Origin of the sequence: Bacteroides reticulotermitis JCM 10512, from assembly GCF_000517545.1 — a bacterium.
Classification (GTDB): domain Bacteria; phylum Bacteroidota; class Bacteroidia; order Bacteroidales; family Bacteroidaceae; genus Bacteroides; species Bacteroides reticulotermitis.
Genome location: NZ_BAIV01000009.1, coordinates 71844 through 91262, shown reverse-complemented (window position 1 = coordinate 91262; position 19419 = coordinate 71844). Strand labels below are relative to the sequence as shown.

The 19419-nt window shown below is 42.1% G+C and carries 16 protein-coding genes and 3 pseudogenes; 7 read left to right on the top strand and 12 right to left on the bottom strand.

The features are described from left to right. Positions 1–80: 80 nt before the first annotated feature. The 4 genes and pseudogenes from JCM10512_RS07330 to JCM10512_RS07315 all read left to right on the top strand — a co-directional run bounded on the left by JCM10512_RS07330 (position 81) and on the right by JCM10512_RS07315 (position 3727). Positions 81–734: a LysE family translocator gene (locus tag JCM10512_RS07330; protein ID WP_044161795.1), complete on the top strand. Its 654-nt coding sequence runs from the start codon at positions 81–83 to the stop codon at positions 732–734. A 12-nt stretch (positions 735–746) separates the two neighbouring features. Next, a complete protein-coding gene (locus tag JCM10512_RS07325; RefSeq protein WP_044161794.1) occupies positions 747–1292 on the top strand; it encodes a DUF4924 family protein in 546 nt (181 codons plus the stop codon). Next, the gene (gene rfbD, locus JCM10512_RS07320) at positions 1293–2153 is read left to right on the top strand and encodes a dTDP-4-dehydrorhamnose reductase (protein ID WP_044161792.1); all 861 of its coding nucleotides are present in this window, start codon (positions 1293–1295) and stop codon (positions 2151–2153) included. Beyond that, positions 2154–3727 (top strand): annotated as a pseudogene (locus JCM10512_RS07315) (peptide chain release factor 3). Between the two features lie 1446 nt (positions 3728–5173). Here JCM10512_RS07315 and rsgA read toward each other — a convergent pair. The 12 genes and pseudogenes from rsgA to JCM10512_RS07260 form a co-directional block, all read right to left on the bottom strand. Continuing rightward, a pseudogene (gene rsgA, locus JCM10512_RS07310) lies at positions 5174–6228 on the bottom strand (ribosome small subunit-dependent GTPase A). After that, positions 6225–7004 carry a class I SAM-dependent methyltransferase gene (locus JCM10512_RS07305; protein ID WP_044161790.1) on the bottom strand — a complete coding sequence of 260 codons (780 nt, stop codon included), beginning with the start codon at positions 7002–7004 and terminating at the stop codon, positions 6225–6227. The pseudogene rsgA and the gene JCM10512_RS07305 overlap by 4 nt, the downstream one beginning before the upstream one ends. A gap of 441 nt (positions 7005–7445) precedes the next feature. After that, positions 7446–7703, bottom strand: coding sequence for a PepSY domain-containing protein (locus JCM10512_RS22425; RefSeq protein ID WP_369346464.1), 258 nt, complete (start codon positions 7701–7703; stop codon positions 7446–7448). Further along, complete coding sequence (locus tag JCM10512_RS07300) at positions 7610–8629, bottom strand: PepSY-associated TM helix domain-containing protein (protein ID WP_052517139.1); 1020 nt, start codon at positions 8627–8629, stop codon at positions 7610–7612. The genes JCM10512_RS22425 and JCM10512_RS07300 overlap by 94 nt, the downstream gene beginning before the upstream one ends. Further along, on the bottom strand, positions 8630–9829 hold the full coding sequence (locus JCM10512_RS07295; protein WP_044161788.1) for a DUF4374 domain-containing protein: 1200 nt from the start codon (positions 9827–9829) through the stop codon (positions 8630–8632). It lies immediately after the preceding gene. 24 nt (positions 9830–9853) lie between these two features. Continuing rightward, positions 9854–12265: a TonB-dependent receptor gene (locus tag JCM10512_RS07290; RefSeq protein ID WP_044161786.1), complete on the bottom strand. Its 2412-nt coding sequence runs from the start codon at positions 12263–12265 to the stop codon at positions 9854–9856. Positions 12266–12283: 18 nt separating this feature from the next. Beyond that, positions 12284–12859 (bottom strand): hypothetical protein, encoded by a 576-nt coding sequence (locus JCM10512_RS07285; RefSeq protein WP_044161784.1) that lies wholly within the window; start codon positions 12857–12859, stop codon positions 12284–12286. 103 nt (positions 12860–12962) lie between these two features. Next, positions 12963–14162, bottom strand: coding sequence for a DUF4374 domain-containing protein (locus tag JCM10512_RS07280; RefSeq protein WP_044161782.1), 1200 nt, complete (start codon positions 14160–14162; stop codon positions 12963–12965). A gap of 8 nt (positions 14163–14170) precedes the next feature. After that, on the bottom strand, positions 14171–14725 hold the full coding sequence (locus tag JCM10512_RS07275) for an RNA polymerase sigma-70 factor (protein WP_044161781.1): 555 nt from the start codon (positions 14723–14725) through the stop codon (positions 14171–14173). Positions 14726–15010: 285 nt separating this feature from the next. Next, positions 15011–16008, bottom strand: a pseudogene (locus tag JCM10512_RS07270) (beta-ketoacyl-ACP synthase III). Between the two features lie 207 nt (positions 16009–16215). Beyond that, positions 16216–16941, bottom strand: a complete 726-nt coding sequence (locus JCM10512_RS07265; RefSeq protein ID WP_044161779.1) for a GNAT family N-acetyltransferase — start codon at positions 16939–16941, stop codon at positions 16216–16218. A gap of 99 nt (positions 16942–17040) precedes the next feature. Beyond that, positions 17041–17469: a winged helix-turn-helix transcriptional regulator gene (locus JCM10512_RS07260; RefSeq protein ID WP_044161777.1), complete on the bottom strand. Its 429-nt coding sequence runs from the start codon at positions 17467–17469 to the stop codon at positions 17041–17043. A gap of 86 nt (positions 17470–17555) precedes the next feature. On the opposite strand from JCM10512_RS07260, the gene JCM10512_RS07255 reads away from it, so the two are divergent. The 3 genes from JCM10512_RS07255 to JCM10512_RS07245 all read left to right on the top strand — a co-directional run bounded on the left by JCM10512_RS07255 (position 17556) and on the right by JCM10512_RS07245 (position 19385). Next, positions 17556–17852: an oxidoreductase gene (locus tag JCM10512_RS07255; protein ID WP_081741250.1), complete on the top strand. Its 297-nt coding sequence runs from the start codon at positions 17556–17558 to the stop codon at positions 17850–17852. A gap of 127 nt (positions 17853–17979) precedes the next feature. Then, positions 17980–18705 (top strand): SDR family oxidoreductase, encoded by a 726-nt coding sequence (locus JCM10512_RS07250; RefSeq protein WP_044161775.1) that lies wholly within the window; start codon positions 17980–17982, stop codon positions 18703–18705. A 59-nt stretch (positions 18706–18764) separates the two neighbouring features. Continuing rightward, positions 18765–19385 (top strand): SDR family oxidoreductase, encoded by a 621-nt coding sequence (locus tag JCM10512_RS07245; protein ID WP_200869094.1) that lies wholly within the window; start codon positions 18765–18767, stop codon positions 19383–19385. Positions 19386–19419: the final 34 nt, after the last annotated feature.

Here is a 19419-nt window from a genome sequence, read left to right as displayed (position 1 = left end):
AAGTATGAATTTGTCAAGCTCGAATCGAAAAAACGTTAATAACCTATTCCCGTATCATAAAAAAGTGCGATATTTGCGACATGATTCAGATAGAAACGATATTTGATATATTAGTAAAAGGATTTATTATCGGAGTTGTCGTGTCCGCGCCACTGGGTCCGGTAGGGGTTCTTTGCATACAGCGCACCCTTAATAAAGGCCGCTGGTATGGCTTCGTAACAGGTTTAGGAGCCTCTTTGAGCGATATTGCTTATGCTTTGCTGACTGGCTATGGCATGAGCTTTGTGTTCGACTATATCAATAAAAACATTTTCTATTTACAATTACTGGGCAGTATTATGCTATTCCTTTTTGGTATTTACACCTTTCGCAGCAATCCGGTTCAGTCTATTCGTCCAGCTTCTTCCAGTAAAGGAACTTATTTCCATAACTTTATAACGGCGTTTGCCGTCACACTTTCCAATCCATTAATCATCTTTTTATTTATCGGACTTTTCGCCCGTTTTGCATTCGTGCAGCCCGGTGTGTTAGTGTTTGAGGAAATAACGGGCTACTTTGCGATCGCTTTAGGGGCCTTGTCATGGTGGTTCGGAATCACTTATTTTGTTAATAAAGTACGTACGAAGTTTAATTTGCGTGGCATTTGGTTGTTAAATCGCATAATCGGGGGAATTGTAATATTGGTGTCGGTAGCGGGGTTGATATTCACATTCTTAGGTGAGTCGCTTTATTAAATCAGAGAAAACATGAATCAAATAGCACAACAACTGAAAGAGAGAAATATAGCAGAGTATCTCATTTACATGTGGCAGGAAGAAGACCTGCTTCGTGCCAATCGGTGCGATATGGAACAAATCGAGCAGCATGTGATTGCTCGTTATCCGGAAGAACAACGCCCGGACTTGCGTGAATGGTATACCAATTTGTTGACCATGATGGTTGAAGAAGGAGTCCGCGAAAAAGGGCATTTGCAGATCAATCGGAATGTGATAATCAATCTGACTGAACTGAATAACCGTTTGATATCCAGTCCTAAGTTTCCCTTTTTCAGTGCCGCTTACTTCAAGGCTCTTCCTTTCATAGTAGAGCTGCGTGCTAAAAGCGGGCACAAAGAAGAACCGGAATTGGAAACCTGTTTCGAGGCATTATATGGTATGTTACTTCTGCGTTTGCAGAAAAAAGAGATAAGCGACGGCACCCATAAAGCCATGGAAGCCATTAGCAACTTTCTTTCCATGCTCGCCAACTATTATGATAAGGATCAAAAAGGAGAACTAAATCTGGAAGATTAAATGAGAATATTAGTGACTGGGGCCAACGGACAACTTGGCAATGAGATGCGAATTCTAGCAAAAGATAATTCGCAGCATACGTATTACTTTACCGATATACAAGAACTGGATATCTGCGATGAAGAAGCGGTGTCGGCTTTTGTTAGCGGAAATCAGATCGAGATGATTGTCAACTGTGCTGCCTACACGGCGGTAGATAAAGCAGAAGATAACCCTGAACTATGTGATACCCTGAATCGGGTGGCTCCCGGCATATTGGCGCGTGTTGCGCAACAGAACGGAGCCGGTATCATACAAGTATCTACAGATTATGTATTCGACGGCACTACTCATGTGCCTTATCTGGAAACAGACTCTCCTTGTCCCAACTCCATCTATGGCACAACCAAGTTGGGAGGGGAGCAGGAAGTGATGCAGGCTTGCGAACAAGCAGTGGTCATCCGTACGGCCTGGCTTTATTCCACATTCGGCAATAATTTTGTGAAAACGATGATTCGCTTAGGTAAAGAGCGCGAAACGTTGGGTGTTGTGTTCGATCAGATCGGCACACCGACCTATGCTGGCGACCTTGCTCAGGCTATCTGTACAATTATAAATAAAGGTATCGTTCGCGGAGTCTACCATTTCAGCAATGAAGGTGTCTGCTCCTGGTACGATTTCACCTTGGCTATCCATCGGTTGAGCGGGATCACGACATGTAAAGTAAGTCCCCTACATACAGCCGATTATCCGGTAAAAGCAAACCGCCCACATTACTCGGTGTTGGACAAAACTAAAATAAAAAAGACTTTCGGCATTGACATACCCCATTGGGAAGAAAGCCTTGTGCAATGCCTGGATAAATTAAATATCGAAAATTAAATGACGGATATTACAGAAATAAAAAGACGGCGTACGTTCGCCATTATCGCGCACCCGGATGCCGGTAAAACCTCGTTGACCGAAAAGCTATTGCTCTTCGGTGGACAGATTCAGGTAGCCGGTGCGGTGAAAAGTAATAAAATCAAGAAGACGGCAACCTCCGACTGGATGGAGATTGAAAAGCAACGTGGAATATCGGTAACGACTTCCGTGATGGAGTTCGACTACCATGATTATAAAATCAATATCCTCGATACACCGGGACACCAGGACTTCGCCGAAGATACTTACCGTACGTTGACCGCTGTAGATAGCGTTATTATTGTAGTCGATGGAGCGAAGGGGGTGGAGACACAAACCCGTAAGCTGATGGAAGTATGCCGTATGCGTAATACCCCCGTTATTATATTTGTCAACAAGCTCGACCGCGAAGGTAAAGATCCGTTCGACTTGCTTGATGAACTCGAAGAAGAACTTATGATTAAGGTACGTCCGTTATCATGGCCTATCGAACAGGGGCCGCGTTTCAAAGGCGTATATAATATATATGAAGAGCAACTGAATCTTTATCAGCCGTCTAAACAGGTCGTAACTGAAAAGGTAGAGGTCGATATCCATACCGAAGAACTTGATTCCCGCATTGGTAAAACGTTAGCCGATAAATTACGTGGTGATCTTGAACTGATTGAAGGTGTTTACTCGGACTTTGATGAGAATACATACCTTGCCGGTGAATGCGCACCTGTTTTCTTTGGGTCGGCTTTGAATAACTTCGGTGTACAGGAATTGTTGGATTGCTTTGTGGAAATTGCTCCAAGTCCTCGTCCTATACAGGCTGAAGAACGTGAAGTGGAACCGAATGAAGCGAAGTTTACTGGTTTTATCTTTAAGATTACGGCCAATATCGACCCGAATCACCGTTCGTGCGTTGCTTTCTGTAAAGTCTGTTCCGGTAAGTTTGTGCGTAATGCGCCCTATCTGCATGTACGTCACGGCAAAACCATGCGTTTCTCTTCGCCCACGCAATTCATGGCACAGCGCAAAACGACCATTGACGAAGCCTTTGCAGCGACATTATTGGTCTGCCGGATAATGGAAGTTTTAAAATTGGCGACACGCTGACCGAAGGAGAGATGCTTCACTTCCGTGGTTTGCCGAGCTTCTCACCGGAGATGTTCAAGTATATCGAGAACTCCGATCCGATGAAGCAAAAGCAATTGGCGAAAGGAATCGATCAATTGATGGACGAAGGGGTTGCCCAGTTGTTTGTTAACCAGTTCAACGGACGCAAAATCATTGGTACAGTCGGACAGTTGCAGTTTGAGGTAATTCAGTATCGTCTATTGAACGAGTACAACGCTTCCTGTCGTTGGGAACCGCTGAGCTTGTATAAGGCTTGTTGGGTGGAGAGTGACGACCCGGCAGAACTGGACGCATTTAAGAAACGTAAATACCAGTATATGGCCAAAGACCGGGAGGGGAGAGATGTTTTTCTAGCTGATTCCGGCTATGTCCTCCAGATGGCACAAATTGACTTTAAGCATATTAAATTCCACTTCACCAGCGAATTTTAAAAGGCTTTTCGTCTAAACGCTAATAATGAAGGCTACTTTGCCCGAGTTCCCCTAGGGAATTCGGGCAAACCTTTTTTAGCTCCGGTTGAAAAGCTCCGGGTGCTGCCCAAACCTCGCAGGTCTTTGACAGAAGTTGACTGCTCAGCTAACGTAAATTGAGTGTTTGATTATAGTTACTTGACTGCTCGACTATAGTTACTTGATTGCTTGGCTATGGTTACTTATTCGCTTGCGTAGAGTAAGTAAAGTGCTCAATTGCATAAAGTCTGGTCCTTGATTATACCGAAAGAAGCGGTTGGCTTAAATCAAGCAAACTGAAATCAGGTAAAGTCAAGGCGCGTACTCCATAAACGTCTAGATCTTTAAAAAAAACATCGAGGTCTTTCAGTGAAAAGATCAGGGTGCTTAAAATAAACGTTTAGACGTTTGTTTTCGGATCGTGCAGATCGTATGAAAAGCTGGCTGGAATAGCGGAATTATTCAAAGACTTGCGGGCTTTTCCCTGTCAAATGTTCCCGCTTTGCGTCGTAAAACCTCTCTCTCCAAGAAAGAAAAAAGTTTTTATCTCTCATGGTCTCATTGTTTTTTGATCAATCATCAGATAATCAATGTTATACACAATGAGAGATGCTTTTCAAAAGTGGTATCTCTCATAATTTTCTCGCATTTTTGCTTCCTATTTGGCCTATCTCTCATTCTTTTTGAGGTATCTCTCATAGATTTGAGGTGTATTTATCCTTCTTCATTGCTTCTTTCTTCGAGAAGTTTGTGATCGCATTTTGCTTTCGTAATTGGTATGGGCTATCCTGATGGACTAACCGGTAACATACCCAATTTAAGCGAGTGACAAAATGTAAAGAGGCATCTAGTCATAATCACTTTTTGCCATAAACGATTGATTGATAGTTCGATATATTGCGTCTACTTTTCTGAGACTGATCTACTCAATAGATAATTCCGATTTCCAAAGACTGTGCACTTAACAAAAATCCCTCGGCAGATAGTAATAAACAACTAGTAAAAGACATCTTTACCCATAATATTTCCTGTTCCACAACTGTGGAACAGCTGACTCACATATTGTGAAGCACGTGTCCCACATAATGTGGAACAGCCGTCGTACAATATGTGCAACAGAAAATAAAAGGAAATAAACCTGAAATATGACTGCTTAAATCTACTAATAGTTACGCATAATACAGTTCTAAAAAGGCTAATTTGGTGAATTGAACACTCTGTTTCTGGGGGAAGTATGCACTAGCTATCGCTCATCAGAATAAAATGATCGTCAAAAAGAAGGCGCATTGCAATTAGTTGATATACTGAGTGATATTCGAAAAAGTGACTAAGTCATAAGTGTGTTGTATCATTGCGCAAAGTGCTCTTTGTATAATAGCAGTGCAGATATTCCCACTCAAAGAATACCTGCACTGTTTCAACTGGAAATTAGCGATTAGCCTTACGCTTCTTTACTTCGTCTATGAGTTTAGAAAAAGATTTCTCCTTTTTACGTTTCTCATGTTCGGAGGTAGAGAAATGCCACGCTTCCCGTCGGAGCTTCAAATAGCTTTCATAAACTTTACGGTCTAACGTACCGCTATCTACTGCTTCTAAAACAGCACATCCGGGTTCGTTAACATGACTGCAATCTTTGAAACGGCACGAGCTTGTATAGTCCGAAATCTCTAGCATTTCAGCAAGCGAATCGGGATTATCGATCGTTAAGCCGAATTCCCGAACGCCCGGAGTATCGATCAAAACACCCGAACCTTCCATTAAGACCATTTCACGTCGGGTCGAAGTGTGTCGGCCTTTCCCTGTGGAGAGGCTTATATCGGATGTAAGCAATACCGATTTCTCGCAAAGCGCGTTAACCAGCGAACTTTTCCCCACGCCCGAAGAACCGACAAACACAATCGTTTCGCCTTCTGATATAGACTCCCGTAGCCGGAGAATCGTTTGAGGTTGATGAATACTTGTGAAAAACACTGGCATCTGATGGGCAATATGTTTCATTTGCTCCTCAATCTTCGGTCTGTCGAAATCCAAATCGGCTTTATTGAGTACCAATACAGCATGGATGTTTGCTTCCAATATTTGAACCATGAAACGTTCTACCCTGCGAACATTGAAATTATCATCAAGCTTTGCACAATAAACGCTTTGTCGACATACGAAGCAAAAGCTTGTTTGTCGGCAACCGATCCGCTTTTCTTGCGATATAATATCCGTTCACGGGGTAAACGATCAACGATAATCCCTTTGTTGTCGTCGAATGGTTGAAAAATCACCCAATCGCCTGTACAAGGGAGTTCAAAGTCCGACTTTCCATACATTAGACTTCCTGTTAGCTCACACTGAAAGAGTCCGTTTACGGAAATAACCTCGTAGCATGTTCGGTGTACGGTGGATACGCGGCCGTGACTAAGAGTTTTAAATGCTGATTCTTGTTTCAGTTGGTTTAACTTCTCATTCCAACCATAGGCGTTTAGATTTATCATAGCTCGATCTTTTTTGCGATGAAAAATGTATAGCCGTAAAACGCTTTATACTTGCGGTATAATTCGTTCTCATAAAGTTCAAGAGCTGCGAATTCTTCGGCCGCTTTATTACCTGCATATTTATTCAGGAATAGCTGCTGGGCTGTAACTTTGGGAGCAATATAATGGTCTGTCCAACAAGTCTCCGGTAGAATAAAGGTAGCTACGGGAAGATAGCCGGCTTTCTGTAGCTTGGCTACTTGATTGGGAATGGTATCTATTTCAGGATACGCATTCATCCAGAACTTGTTTATCTCCGCAGGACGTTCATCGGTAAACCACGAACTTTCAGAAACGGCTAAATATCCGCCTGTTTTCAAATACTTACGCCACTCCTTCAAACCCCGTTCAAAGCCGATGTTGTAAATGGCTCCTTCCGACCAGATCAGGTCTAACTCTTCATCTTGAAAAGGGAGGTTATCCATCGAACCGACGATACCTTTTACCCGGTCTTGCACGCCTAACTGCTCTGCATTGTGATTGAAGATCTTGATAAAGTCGGGAAAGAAATCGAGTCCGGTAATCTTTCCCTGAATATGTTTGGCAAGGGTCATAGTCTGTCCACCCGTACCGCAACCGAGGTCGGCAATGCGGGAATGTTCGGTCAGATTATCAATGAAGCTAAGCGCTTTGAGGGTTACTTCAGGACTTCCGGGTCCTTGACGTTCCATGTTTGAGAAATAGTCGCAAATTAAACTCAAATCGAATTCGTGAATTGTTTTATTTTCGTTACTCATTATCTTAATGTATATAGCATACACGTGAAGGCATAACAATGCCATCCTCATTGTACGCAGATTAAAACTAAAATTATAATAATAGAAGAACTACCCTCGAAAAGACTTATCCGAGAGTAACGAAGGGACAACCTGTATCAGAAGCACAGATTGTTTAAAACACCAAATCCGAATTACGTTTTGTATTTAACATGCGGCAAAGATACGTAATATTTTGTTTGGCTGAAAATAGTTGCTAATAAAAACTGTAACAGTGGCTTGATACGAAAGAGCTAGGAGTACGGAATCGGACTTTTTGAAGGTTGAGGAAGGTGCGTTGTTTATCTACGTTTGAAACGATAAATATACGCAGTAGGGGATATAATGTATTAAATAGGCAGGGGAGAAGATAGAAAAAGAGTCCAGGATTCGAGTATGAACCTAAATCCTGAACTCTCCGGTTTACTGTAAATCGGGGGTACGACTTTTCTTTTTCTTCTTTTTCCGAGTTCGTTTGATGAATATGTAGGCTCCTGTGACAGGAAGGCTAGCTCCGAACAGGGCTGCGAGGAAAGCTAAAACTCTTCCGGGTGTGCCGAGTATCGAACCAACATGGATTTCATAATTCATCCGACGAAGTTTATCTCCCGGACTTGCATCTGCATACTTCCCATTGTAGGTCCTGCTGACTTGATTTCTTGTAAGCTGTACCGGTCGAATGTGTAATAATCGGCGTTGTAGTAGGTGTCTTTGCTTTTGTAGACTGTTGCCTGAACGGTTGAGGCTTTATTGGCTGAGTCGGGATAACTTATGCGTAGGCCGTATGCTTGTGGGTTCTCGGTAATTAATTTCGTAAACACACAGTCGACCGCAAGTTCCGGTGTCATCAAGCTATCTATTTTCAACGTATCCGACTGTACTGCTTGCCGTTCGGGTAAATCTTTTCCTCCGGTGGTTACCTTGTACAATCCTTTAGACCACCATTCGATGCCCCACACCATGCCTGTAAAAGCGATTGCGAGTAAGAAGAAACAGATGTAAAACCCGAGTACGCTGTGTAGATCCATGATCTTACGATTGGTTGAACTGTTCTTTTTCCAGTTGAACCAAAACCTGTTTTTGGCTGCTCTTTTACTTTTAGGAAACCAGATTATTAATCCGGTGAGAAGAGTTATCGCGAATATCAGGGTACCGTAATTTACCAGCGGACGCCCGATGTTCCACGGTAGCCAGAGTGATCTGTGACCTGTACCGATGAACGACCAGAAGTCGAAACCTTTGTCTCCTTTATTGTTCTGCAGGTAGTCAGTGGCCGAATAAATTTCTCCGGTATACGGGTTGACGGATAGGGCTATGTTGTAATCTTTACCATACGTGCCTATGCGGGTGGGCGCAGCATGCGAATAGGTGATATAATTGGGCGAGTGGCCGAGTAGACTGTCCTGCACCTGTGCGGTAATCTCCGAAGGTGACAAAACGGGAGAAGCTTGTGACGGGACTATTATTTCTGTCGGCGAATCGGTTTTTACCCATCCATTGATCGCTAACGCCCAGATAGCACCTGTCAGGCAGACAATAAAAACAATTAGCCCGGACAAAAGTCCGAGCCAAAGGTGCAATTTATAAGCGAATCGTTTGATTGTCATTTACTTTAATTTGTTTACGTGGTATACCCAAGAGACACCGCCATCGATTTCAAGTCCCCGTTTCATTGTATTTGTGGTGGGGTCGTATTCGTAGACAAACCATCTGGATTCATCGGTTTTAAAGACGTCATACAGTTTGCCGTTCTCAACGAAGTTCATGGTCGTTTTAGGTTCGGCTCCTCCTGCCAGAATTCTTAAGTCGGCAACAATCTTTTTGTTGGCTGCGTCGATTACATAAGGAGCAATGTAAGTTTTGCCATTGCCCAGCTCAACGATGTTTCCGTCGCCGAAATTGTAGTCGCTCAGGTCGAATAGATATTGTTGGTCGATCTCAGTCTCATTGTTTTTGATTCGGATGAGCGATTTACCACCGTTAGGCTTTGCGGTAATATAATAAAGGTTCTTGTTGTCATCGAAGAATGATCTTCTTTCTATAGACCAGTGCGCATCGATGCTTCCCCCTCTGGAGTCTTTCAATACTTTTCCATTTCCCATGCCCGGATAGTCGCAAACATAGATATACATGCTATCGCTGAGCGCTTTCCATTTCGAATTATAGAAGTAATACCCGAAGAATGCTTTGTCTCCACGCACTTCCATGCTGGATACATTCATCGTTGTCGGGTCTATATCTCCGTTTTCCAGATAAACGGGATAGTCTAGAAAAGGAATTTCAGCCGTCAACTCTTTGGTTATCGTCATGCTGTTGGTATCCATGAAGTAGATCGGCTTCTTTAGCACGTTTTTAGTCCGGTCTTCTTTTCCACTTGTGTGGGTGAATACCATCTCGTTGTCGGTGCTGAGATATTCGAGTACTTTACCAATGTAGAAGCTATGGCCGAATGCCATGTTGTTCTTCTCTTTGAACTGACCGTTGTCGGTTATTTCAAACTGGCTGAATCGCGTACCATCGTTAGACAGGTAGTATTTACCTCCGTAACTGTAGGCATATACACCGTAAAATGCCGCCGGCAGATAGCCTGTGATGTCAACTCCCTGATTGTTGGCCGGTGAAAGAACTGTATCTTTCATTAAATCATTGGTTGTAAGAATGTAAGATCCGTCGGTGGCGGTTATCCATAGAGCGTATTCGTTTGGTATCTTGATCTCTCCACCGTTATTCTCCGGGCTGTCACTACAAGCGAAGAAACTAAATCCGATGGTTAGACAGCCAAGAATGGCAATAAATGTTTTATTCATTTGTTTAAGTTTTAATTATTAATATTACATGATTGATAATCTGAATTTCATATAAAACGCCCGACCCGGTTTTTGTAGGCGGAAGTTGTCGTAACACCGTTCGTTGGTTAGGTTGCGGGCTTCAAAAGACCAGTTGTATTTGTCGTTTTTCCACGAGTAACCCAGTATGACGGAATGAACCGATTGTGAGGGAATAAAGTCCTTGGTATGTTTGTAACCAAGACCTTCCCAACTTAAATAAAACCAGTGAGCGTATTGGTACAGCCAAGATACTTGCAAACGGGTATTCTTACCGATCAGGTCTTTCTTCGAGAACGTAAGATCGGCGTTTCCGTACATCCATGGGCGGTTGGGCAACTGATCTTTGTAGGTCAGGCTCACTTGCGAATTGGTCTCATCGCTGTATTTCTTGTTGTTTATCGCTTTGTCGTAACTTCCGTTGACGGTTAGTTGGATCAGGTCTTTATAGCCATAACGTAGTTCGGCTTCTAATCCGTATAGATTCACTCCGGGCTCGTTGTACATCTGATAATAGTCTTTACCGGAGACTGATACGATTTTGGTGGCGATGTAGTCCGACGCTTTTCGGTAGAACGTAGATACGTCTATATTGAAATAGTGTACGTTGTTTAAAAAAAAGTTGTAGTAAGCACCCAGGTTGATGTTTTTACTCTGTTCCGGTTTTAAGTCCCAGTTGGACAGGTAGTTTTGTCCATCTCCGAAGAGTCCGGTCATGGAAGGCAGGTTGTATGCTTTCTCGACAGAGAATTTGATTCCGAGATCTTCTTGGAACTGATAGCGAAGAGCAAGGCTACCACTGTAGTAATTGAAGAACTTTTTCTGTTTAACGATTGTTCCGGAGAGTACGGTATTGTTATTTCCCATCACTCTTTCGTCTATCTCCTTGGAGGTATCCATTCCGTAGTATTTCACGGATACGATGGATGTCAGTTTGCGGTTGAACCAAAGCCCTTGCCAGGCCAGCCCTCCGATATGTCGGCTCAAGCGACTGGGTAGATCGAGCTCTTGCGAGGGGTACTTGATTAAATCATAACTATTCTGAGTGATGGTATTGTAGTTGTAATTCAGGTTCAGACTTTGAGTCCGCTCGCTATTTAAATCGTAGTTTAAATTAATGCGGGTGACGAGATTCTTATAGATATATTTGTTATGGCCTGGGTCCAGTTCGGTGGAATGCGGGCTTACCCATTGGCCGGTCCAGTCGTAATTGTAGGTCGCTGTATCTCGTACGTTTACCGTGTTCTTGGAGTAGGACGTGTACAAATCCGCATAGAGCCGGGGAATAAACAAGTCGTTCTTCTGGTAGCTTAGGGTAGGCATGATGTATTTGCTTTCCGACCATTGGCCTCCTTTCACGGTGTTGATGGTTGCTCCTAACTGATTCTGTTTGTTGTTTTCGGAATATAACAAGCCGAAAAGGATTCGGTCGGCCCATTTGCGATTTTCGAAGCCGACTTCCAATTGTCCCATGGCCGAGCGGTATCTGTCGTGGAAACGTTTGGCTTTGTCAATTTGCACATAGTGACCGTCTTGCACTTTCTCGAGTATAACGTTGTACTTTTCGTTGGTGTACATCGTGTAGTCATTGTCGGAGTAGTTGTAGAAGCTGTTTAGCTTGACAACGAAACCTGTCTTTGAGTCGCTCATTGAACCTACCAGAGATGCTTGGTGGGTGTTAAACGATCCGTAACCATAGCTCACATCCAGGAAACGTCGATTCTTTCTTTTGGTGATGATGTTCACAGCTCCCCCTAAAGCATCTGTACCCAGATAGGCCGGAACGACGCCTTTGTATACTTCGACGCGTTCAACCAGGTTGACCGGAATATTGTTTAGGCTCATTGAACTGCCAAAGTTTTCCATCGGTACGCCATCGATAAAGATCTTCGCATCCAATCCGTTGATCTTGAAGGTGAAGTCGGAACCCATACCGCCGTCTTCGCGGATGGTGACTCCAGTTGTACGTTTCAATACCTGATTCACGTCTGTGGTGGAATTGGCGTATTTGCTGAGATCGATCACGTTGACAGAGAATGCGCCTTCTTTAATTTGTTGGGCGGTTGTTTTACCGTAGACGATCACTTCGCTCAAGTCGGTTTCTTTTCTCTTTTTCAGGGTTATCTGAAGGGGCTTTTGTCTTTCTTTGAAATCGGAAAGGTTTATTTTCTGCGGTTCGTACTCCAGCGATGAAGTTATCAGGAAGAAGTTGCCGGGAGGAACTGAGATTGTGAACTTCCCGTTTTCATCCGTTACGACTCCTATCGAAGTACCTTCAAGACCCACTGTGATGAATGGGAGAGGGGTTTTGTAGATGTCCGATACGGTACCCGATAGAGTTCGGTTTTGTTTGTTTTGAGCCGTAAAGGGGGTTGTGCTTATCAGTAGAATAAGCACAAATAGCATTTTTATTTTCATTAATGTGGAGTTTGTGAGTTAGCTTTTAATCTGATTGGCTATGTATAGATTCAGAAAAGGCGGTAGGTGCTGGATGTCTTTTTCGTTGACTACCAGTAACTTCTCTTCGGATCTGAATTTAACCTTTATAGCCAGGTACGTGTTTCCTTCTTTGCAGGCCATCTTCTGAGAAAGTTTGTTCGCTCCGCTTGTCTCTGACACAAAAAGAATCTCCGTATCATTTTCGACAGGGATAAAGGTGGGATGGTCACATACTTGTACGATCTGCTGCGAAGATGCCGTATGGTTCGAATCGGTCAGGAGATGCAGAAGCCCAAACGAGGTGAGACAGAATATAACTGCCGCCGCTGCTGCATATCGGAATGTCTTGGGTGAGCGTGGGAATCTTTTGATCTTCTCGGTTTGTCCGGGAGGCAGGTTGTTCCAGATCTCTCTTTTTATTTGCTCTTTGTTAGCTTGGAATGAAGCAGACGATTCTACTTCGTCAAACGTTTCAGCATTTAGCCACTGCTCTACTGCGTCTCGTTCTTGCTCGGTGGCTGAGTTTTCTATATATTTCTCCAACAACTTGGAGCTGATTTCTCTATTCTTCATCTTCTTGACTTCTTATCGAATATCTTTGTTTATACCACTAAGTTGCTTAACTGAAAGATACCCGTAAGTCAAAATCTGACTTTAACTTTTATTAGTAAAAACATCAGTTCAGATCGATGCTAAAGATTCGTTTGACAGAAGGATCTAGCTTTAGTCCTTTTTTAAGGCTGTTGTCTTTCGGGTTGAATAGCCAAAAGGTATAGCCGTCTTCGGCATTATTCGCTATATAGGCCACGTCATTATCTACAAGGACATTGTTTGTGTACCAGGGAGTGTCCAAGGGTAAGTCTAGCTTGGTAAGACTATTGTTACGGACATTGAGTGCATAGTATTCAAACACCCGCTCTTCGAGGTAGTCTTCCCACGAAGACATCAGATCCGTTCGCTCGCATTTGAGTAGAAAAATATCGTTCCATACATGCCAGATGGCCGTTGGATAGCAACCTTTCAAGGTGTCGGTGATGTTGACGAAATAATGATCGTCGAGATTCTCTTCTTTCATATTAGCTCTCAATACACCGGATGGTATATGCTCCATCTGTCCGAATCCACTGGAGGTATTTGTGAGGAAATAGAATTTCTTATCGGCTCCTATTGCCATAGTCGGTTGGTGTCGCCCATTCTTCATTTCATAGGTGCTCCGGTTGTTCGACGAATTATGTCGCACGGTCATTTGCGGATAATCGAGCGTGATCAGATTGATCGCTTCCGATGTGGTGTAGCTATCGGCCGATAGTTGGTGGTAAACGTAGGTGATGTACATAACATCGCCTGCTACTGCTGCAAAACCGATTGATGTCCGTTGGTAGGAGTTGTCATCGGGGATTGGAATTTCGCCATATTGCTTTACTTTGAATTCTTTGGTATCAATAAATGCGTATACCGGATTCCGGTGTTTGCTGTCCAAACCGATAACGGCCAATACGGTGTCGTTGATCCATGTATGGGTTTCAATCTCAGTCATCTGTGCAATCTCGCAAGAACTCTCCAAGGCCGGGCGACCGTTTTTGAGTATGTATTTCTTTATCTTGTCGGGTCGGTCTATATCATAATACACGCCTTTGTGGTAATAAAGGTCGTAACAAATATCTGAATCTAATACTTCTCCTTGCTGAGTCGCATCCACATACCCTTGAGACAGGTCGGCAAGTGTAAAGATCTGCTCTTTATGCCTGTCTTCTCCCCGAAAGTAGATGCGGAATTTATCAGACTTTTCTGTATTTGTGCAAGCCGTAGCGAGTACTACGATATACAGGCAAAGGATATACTTTAAGATTGCGGTACTTGTGGAATGGATATGCATAAATGATTTTATTTAACTAGCGTGGCAAATATCGTAAAAAAAGAGAGGAATAGTTTAAAGTCTTTCATCTTTTTGCGAAGAAAAGAATATGCTTTGGTTATGTGATATTCTACAGCTCTTTCCGATATGTTTAGTTCGGATGAGATCTCTTTGTTGCTCAGTCCGTCTATCTTACTTAACGTGAAAACATTCCGGCATTGTGTAGGTAAGAATCCAATCAGGAATTTCAGTCGTTCGTATAATTCTTTGTAGTTCAATTCTTCTTCGGTTACGCTTGTTATTGGTTCGGAGTTGTCAGCCAATAGTTGATTGTGTCTACGTTTGACGGCTTCATTGCGTATATATTCCAGCACCTTGAGTTTAGTGGCTTTAGCCAGATAGTGCTCTATGGATATGGTTATTACGAGCTCTTCATGCCTTTCCCATAAAGATCGAAAAATATCTTGTGTCAGGTCTTTGGCGATTTCCGTATCGTTCAACTTACTAGCACATTGCAAGTAAACTTTCTCCCAATATTGATTATATATATCTTCGAAATTATATAGGTGGCTTATTTTATTCACGTAAAATTAGTTATTGGTATTAACTTATTTTGAGTCCGCAAAGTTATTCGAACCCTAAAAGATAATCAATAACTATAAATCGGCAATTATTAAAACGTGAATACCTAGGTGTAGGTAATGGGGTGGAGAGGATGTTAAAGATAATCTCACCTTCGAAGCACCTAGTCGTATTGGACTGATCGGCTGTATTACATTTATGCTCCCGCTAAAGAAGCGATGCATTCGAGCCAAATTGTCTGAATTAAAAGATTCAATATCTATAGATGATCAGTAGCATCATCATACTTACTTTTTATTATATCCCCATTTTATATAAATAGCTCCCCATGCGAATCCTGCTCCGAAAGCTGTCAGAATCAAATTATCCCCTCGCTTTAATTGATTTTCAAAATCCCAAATGCAGAGTGGGAGAGTAGCTGCACTGGTATTTCCATACCGGTCTATATTTACCAGGACCTTCTCGGAAGGCATGCCTAAGCGTTGACCTACAGCACTGATAATACGTTGGTTGGCTTGGTGGGGGATAACCCAATTTACATCGTCTTTTGTCAGCCCATTTCTTTCAATGACCGATTCACAAGCGTCCGACATATTAGCTACGGCATACTTGAATACGGTACGTCCTTCCTGATAAATATAGTGCAAATGATTGTCCAACGAATAATAGGAAGTAGGACATACCGAACCTCCCCCTTTGATATGCAAGAATGGAAGTCCTTTGCCGTCTGTTTTAAGTACAGCATCGATAATACCTACTTCTTCAGTAGTCGGTTCCAGTAAAACGGCTGCCGCACCGTCCGCGAAAATAGGCAGGTAGATCGGTCGGTATAGTCTATTATTGACGACATCTTATCCGCTCCTACCACAATCACTTTTTTATACCTTCCGGAACGAATGAAGTTTGCACCTGTCTCCAATGCATACAAAAAACCACTACAAACAGCTTGCATATCGAAAGCGAAACTGTATTTCAACTTTAACTTCTCGCATATGATAGAAGCTGTTGAGGGAAAACGGTAATCGGGAGTTGTAGTTGCCACAATAACCAAATCAATTTCATCCGGATTGCTTTGAGTGCGCGATAGTAATTGCTTTACGGCTTTGCGAGCCATATAAGAGGTTCCGAGGCCTTCTTCATTTAAGATATGCCGCTCTCTTATGCCAATACGCTCCATAATCCACTCATTGGTGGTATCTACCATCTTGGATATTTCATCATTGGTCAAAACATAATCGGGAATATACCCGCCGACTCCTGTAATTACTGCATTTACTTTCTCCATTAGTCTTGCCTGGCTTAAAAGCCTAAAGTTGAGTGAATATTCTACTAGTTCGCGGTGCAAATATAAAAAGAAGTGAAGAAATCTCAATGGAAAGGAGCGCGAAATACCCCATTCTTTCATTTATTCAAAGAATATTTAACGAGCGTTTTGGTCTGAATATTTGTCGCATCTGTATACCTTACTCGTACTGTGAGTGCTAAAAATGTGTTACTTAAGTATATAATTATACATTTTGAATATCTCTTTAAATCCTAGTTTCTTGTATAGGTTAATCCCCATTGGCGAGGATTGTAAATGGCCATAATCGAGGTTCTCTTTTTGAGCTTTGGATAGGATTGCATTCATAGCCTTTTCAGCCAAGCCTTTCTTCCTGAATTCTGCCGTAATACCGAGGCTGTGAATTCCCACAGAGTTGTCAAGTGTATAAATTATTACGGTTCCTACTAATTGTCCCTTATATTTTAAATTGTAGAATTCCACTTGATCTTTTATCTCGCAAATCACTTCATCGGATATCAGATAGCCAAATGACTGAAAGAATAAATTACTCCATAGCTTAGCGTCGGCTCTATCCGTAATCCGGATAAACTCAATCGGCTTATTATCCGTTTGTTGTGTGTTATAATCTCTTAAACACAAAGACATGCCGATCTGCTCATTCTTTAATCTTAGTCCATATTCATTGGCAGAATCATTATCATCCAACTCTCTCCATTCGGAAAAAGTTATTGAAGGGTTGTTCTTTTGCATTATATCCTTTACAACATCTCTTCTATCCGAGAGTGTTGCTTGCTGTTGGCTCCATATTCTGTTTGGCCATTCAGAAAAAGGTATATTGATAACCTCAAAGCCCGAAATCGTTTGCCTTGCATTGAATGCTTTTCCGGCTAAAAGCCATATCGACGTTAGGTTTTTAATATTACTGTCTTTCATTCTTTGTCTTATTTGCATTTTGAACCATGGAGCAAAGTTAATGAACAAAAAACTTCAGGGTTCACCGTATAGGTTAATTAGTTCTATTTTTTGTTCTCGTTATGAACGATCGGCTGAATACTCTATTTTCAGTTCTTTGATTCTCTTTTTGATATACGCTTCTTTGTTTTTTCTTATCTCCTTTAGCAATGCCTTTTGCTCAGCGGGGATCGTTAAGTACTTGTCAGCCCACACATTTATTTCTATTATTAAAGGTAATAGGTCGACACCTTTGGGTGAGAGCCTGTATAAAACCTTAGCCTTACTTTCGGGGTGATCTAATTTAGTAATGATTCCATTCTCTTCCAGCATTTGCAGCCGGGTGGCCAAAATATTGGTTGCTATTTTCTCTTCTGATTTTAGAAAATCACTGTAAGTACGCTCTTTGAAGAACAATAGGTCTCTAACAATTAGTAATGACCACTTGTCACCCCAAATTTCAAGAGCACAACTAATAGGACAATTCGATCTTTTTTTTGTATCTGCCATAAAAAACAATTAAAAACACTTGCTTTTTGCAAGCTATTATCTATATTTGCACTTGCAATTCGCAAGCAAATTTAGAGATTAATTTTATGGGAACAAAAGAAAATGCATTATTTTTCGAGCCATATAACCTAAATGGATTACAAGTAAGTAATCGCATAGTAATGGCTCCCATGACTCGCAGCCGTGCTGATAACCCTGCACATACAGCTACTGAGCTTACAGCGCTTTATTATAGTCAACGTGCTACAGCCGGACTTATTATTGCCGGAGGAACTTTTATAAGTCCGGAAGCTGTGGGCGTTATAAATGTACCCGCTATCTATTCGAAGGAGCAAGTTGAAGGATGGAAACTAACAACTGATGCTGTTCATAAAAACAGATAAACCGATGCCCAATAAAGTAAACCTACTTGCCGGATTCACGCAGGAAAGGGCGACGATCTAATAGATCGAAGTAAAAGATAATCAATATACATAAGAATTTATAATCCTTTAAATAAATTAGAAACAGATGAAGACAACAGGAAATACCGTATTTATAAGCGGAGGAAGTGCCGGAATTGGTTTAGCGATTGCTAAGAAACTTCAAGCGGCAGGTAACAAAATAATTATCAATGGACGCAATGAAGAACGTCTTCAGAAAGCGTTGGCTGAATTAAAAGATGCTGTTGGCATTCAGGGTGATCTGTCCGTTGAAGCAGACCGGCTGCGTATTGCGGAAGAACTCAAAACAAACCATTCCGATGTAAATGTCATTATAAATAATGCAGGGGCGGCTTTCTCTTATTTACTAAGTGAAACCAAAAATGCCCATGAGAAAGCTCTTATTGAAATGAATACCAACTACATTGCGGTTATCCATTTCACGGAATTGTTATTGCCTCACTTACTACAAAAAGATGCAGCGGCCGTGATCAATGTCTCGTCTATGGCAGTATATGGAAGTATTAAACTACTACCGACTTATGGAGCGACAAAAGCTGCTTTGCATAGCTATACCGTTGCTTTACGAATGACTTACGAGGAACAAAAGAATATACAGATTTACGAAGTATATCCTCCATTGGTAAACACCGAGTTTTCTGCGGAAATAGGCGGTGGAAATGGTATTCCACCATCAGAAGTGGCAGATGAGTTATTTATTGCTCTGGAAAAAGACCAGTTTGATGTACCTGTGGGTGAAACAAAAAAGTACGCAGCTGCGATTCAAGAGGCTATGTCAAAACTGAATGCCTAAATGTTCTTTTATCGGAAAGTAGTTCTGTGAATATTACGACTCGGATCACGAATTGAATTATGGACTTAAAAGGAAAAACAATACTGATAACCGGAGGTGGTTCCGGTATCGGACTGGAAGCAGCGAGACAGTTTCTACATCTCGGTCTCAAGGTTATCATTACCGGTAGGAATCAGGAGAAACTGGATGCTGCAAAAAAGGCCTATCCGGCATTGATTGCTGTAAAAAGCGATGTTGCAAAAGCGGAAGATGCAGAAGCACTCTACGAGCAGGTAAAACGATTGGGAGGTATTGACATCCTGTATAATAATGCAGGAGTTGGCGTGCCTCCTCTAAATCTCGGTGTTGCCAACGATAGGCATGTAGAGGGAGCTTTGTACGAGATGGAGGTTAACTATCTGGGTGTAGTAATACGGTTGAATAATCTTTTTATGGATATGTTAAAGTCCAGAAAGCAGGCTGCCATTATAAATACTTCTTCAATTCTGAGCATTGTTCCTTCCATTTTGGAAGCGACCTATTCGGCATCTAAGACGGCCTTGGCATTTTATACGAAATCGCTTCGGAAACATTTGCAGATTATAGGCAGTGATGTGAAAGTCTTTGAACTCTTGCCTCCACTGGTCGATACAGATATGGTTACCGATCGAAATGATAAGAAAATAAGCCTGAACACTTAGTCAAGGGATTGATAGCCGGACTGAAAAAAGATCA

Bases quoted from the DNA above. Each gene is read 5' to 3' on its own strand.
- JCM10512_RS07330 (WP_044161795.1), top strand. From the start codon at position 81: ATGATTCAGATAGAAACGATATTTGATATATTAGTAAAAGGATTTATT.
- JCM10512_RS07325 (WP_044161794.1), top strand. From the start codon at position 747: ATGAATCAAATAGCACAACAACTGAAAGAGAGAAATATAGCAGAGTAT.
- rfbD (WP_044161792.1), top strand. From the start codon at position 1,293: ATGAGAATATTAGTGACTGGGGCCAACGGACAACTTGGCAATGAGATG.
- JCM10512_RS07305 (WP_044161790.1), bottom strand. From the start codon at position 7,004: ATGAGTAACGAAAATAAAACAATTCACGAATTCGATTTGAGTTTAATT.
- JCM10512_RS07300 (WP_052517139.1), bottom strand. From the start codon at position 8,629: ATGACAATCAAACGATTCGCTTATAAATTGCACCTTTGGCTCGGACTT.
- JCM10512_RS07295 (WP_044161788.1), bottom strand. From the start codon at position 9,829: ATGAATAAAACATTTATTGCCATTCTTGGCTGTCTAACCATCGGATTT.
- JCM10512_RS07290 (WP_044161786.1), bottom strand. From the start codon at position 12,265: ATGAAAATAAAAATGCTATTTGTGCTTATTCTACTGATAAGCACAACC.
- JCM10512_RS07285 (WP_044161784.1), bottom strand. From the start codon at position 12,859: ATGAAGAATAGAGAAATCAGCTCCAAGTTGTTGGAGAAATATATAGAA.
- JCM10512_RS07280 (WP_044161782.1), bottom strand. From the start codon at position 14,162: ATGCATATCCATTCCACAAGTACCGCAATCTTAAAGTATATCCTTTGC.
- JCM10512_RS07265 (WP_044161779.1), bottom strand. From the start codon at position 16,941: ATGAAAGACAGTAATATTAAAAACCTAACGTCGATATGGCTTTTAGCC.
- JCM10512_RS07260 (WP_044161777.1), bottom strand. From the start codon at position 17,469: ATGGCAGATACAAAAAAAAGATCGAATTGTCCTATTAGTTGTGCTCTT.
- JCM10512_RS07255 (WP_081741250.1), top strand. From the start codon at position 17,556: ATGGGAACAAAAGAAAATGCATTATTTTTCGAGCCATATAACCTAAAT.
- JCM10512_RS07250 (WP_044161775.1), top strand. From the start codon at position 17,980: ATGAAGACAACAGGAAATACCGTATTTATAAGCGGAGGAAGTGCCGGA.
- JCM10512_RS07245 (WP_200869094.1), top strand. From the start codon at position 18,765: ATGGACTTAAAAGGAAAAACAATACTGATAACCGGAGGTGGTTCCGGT.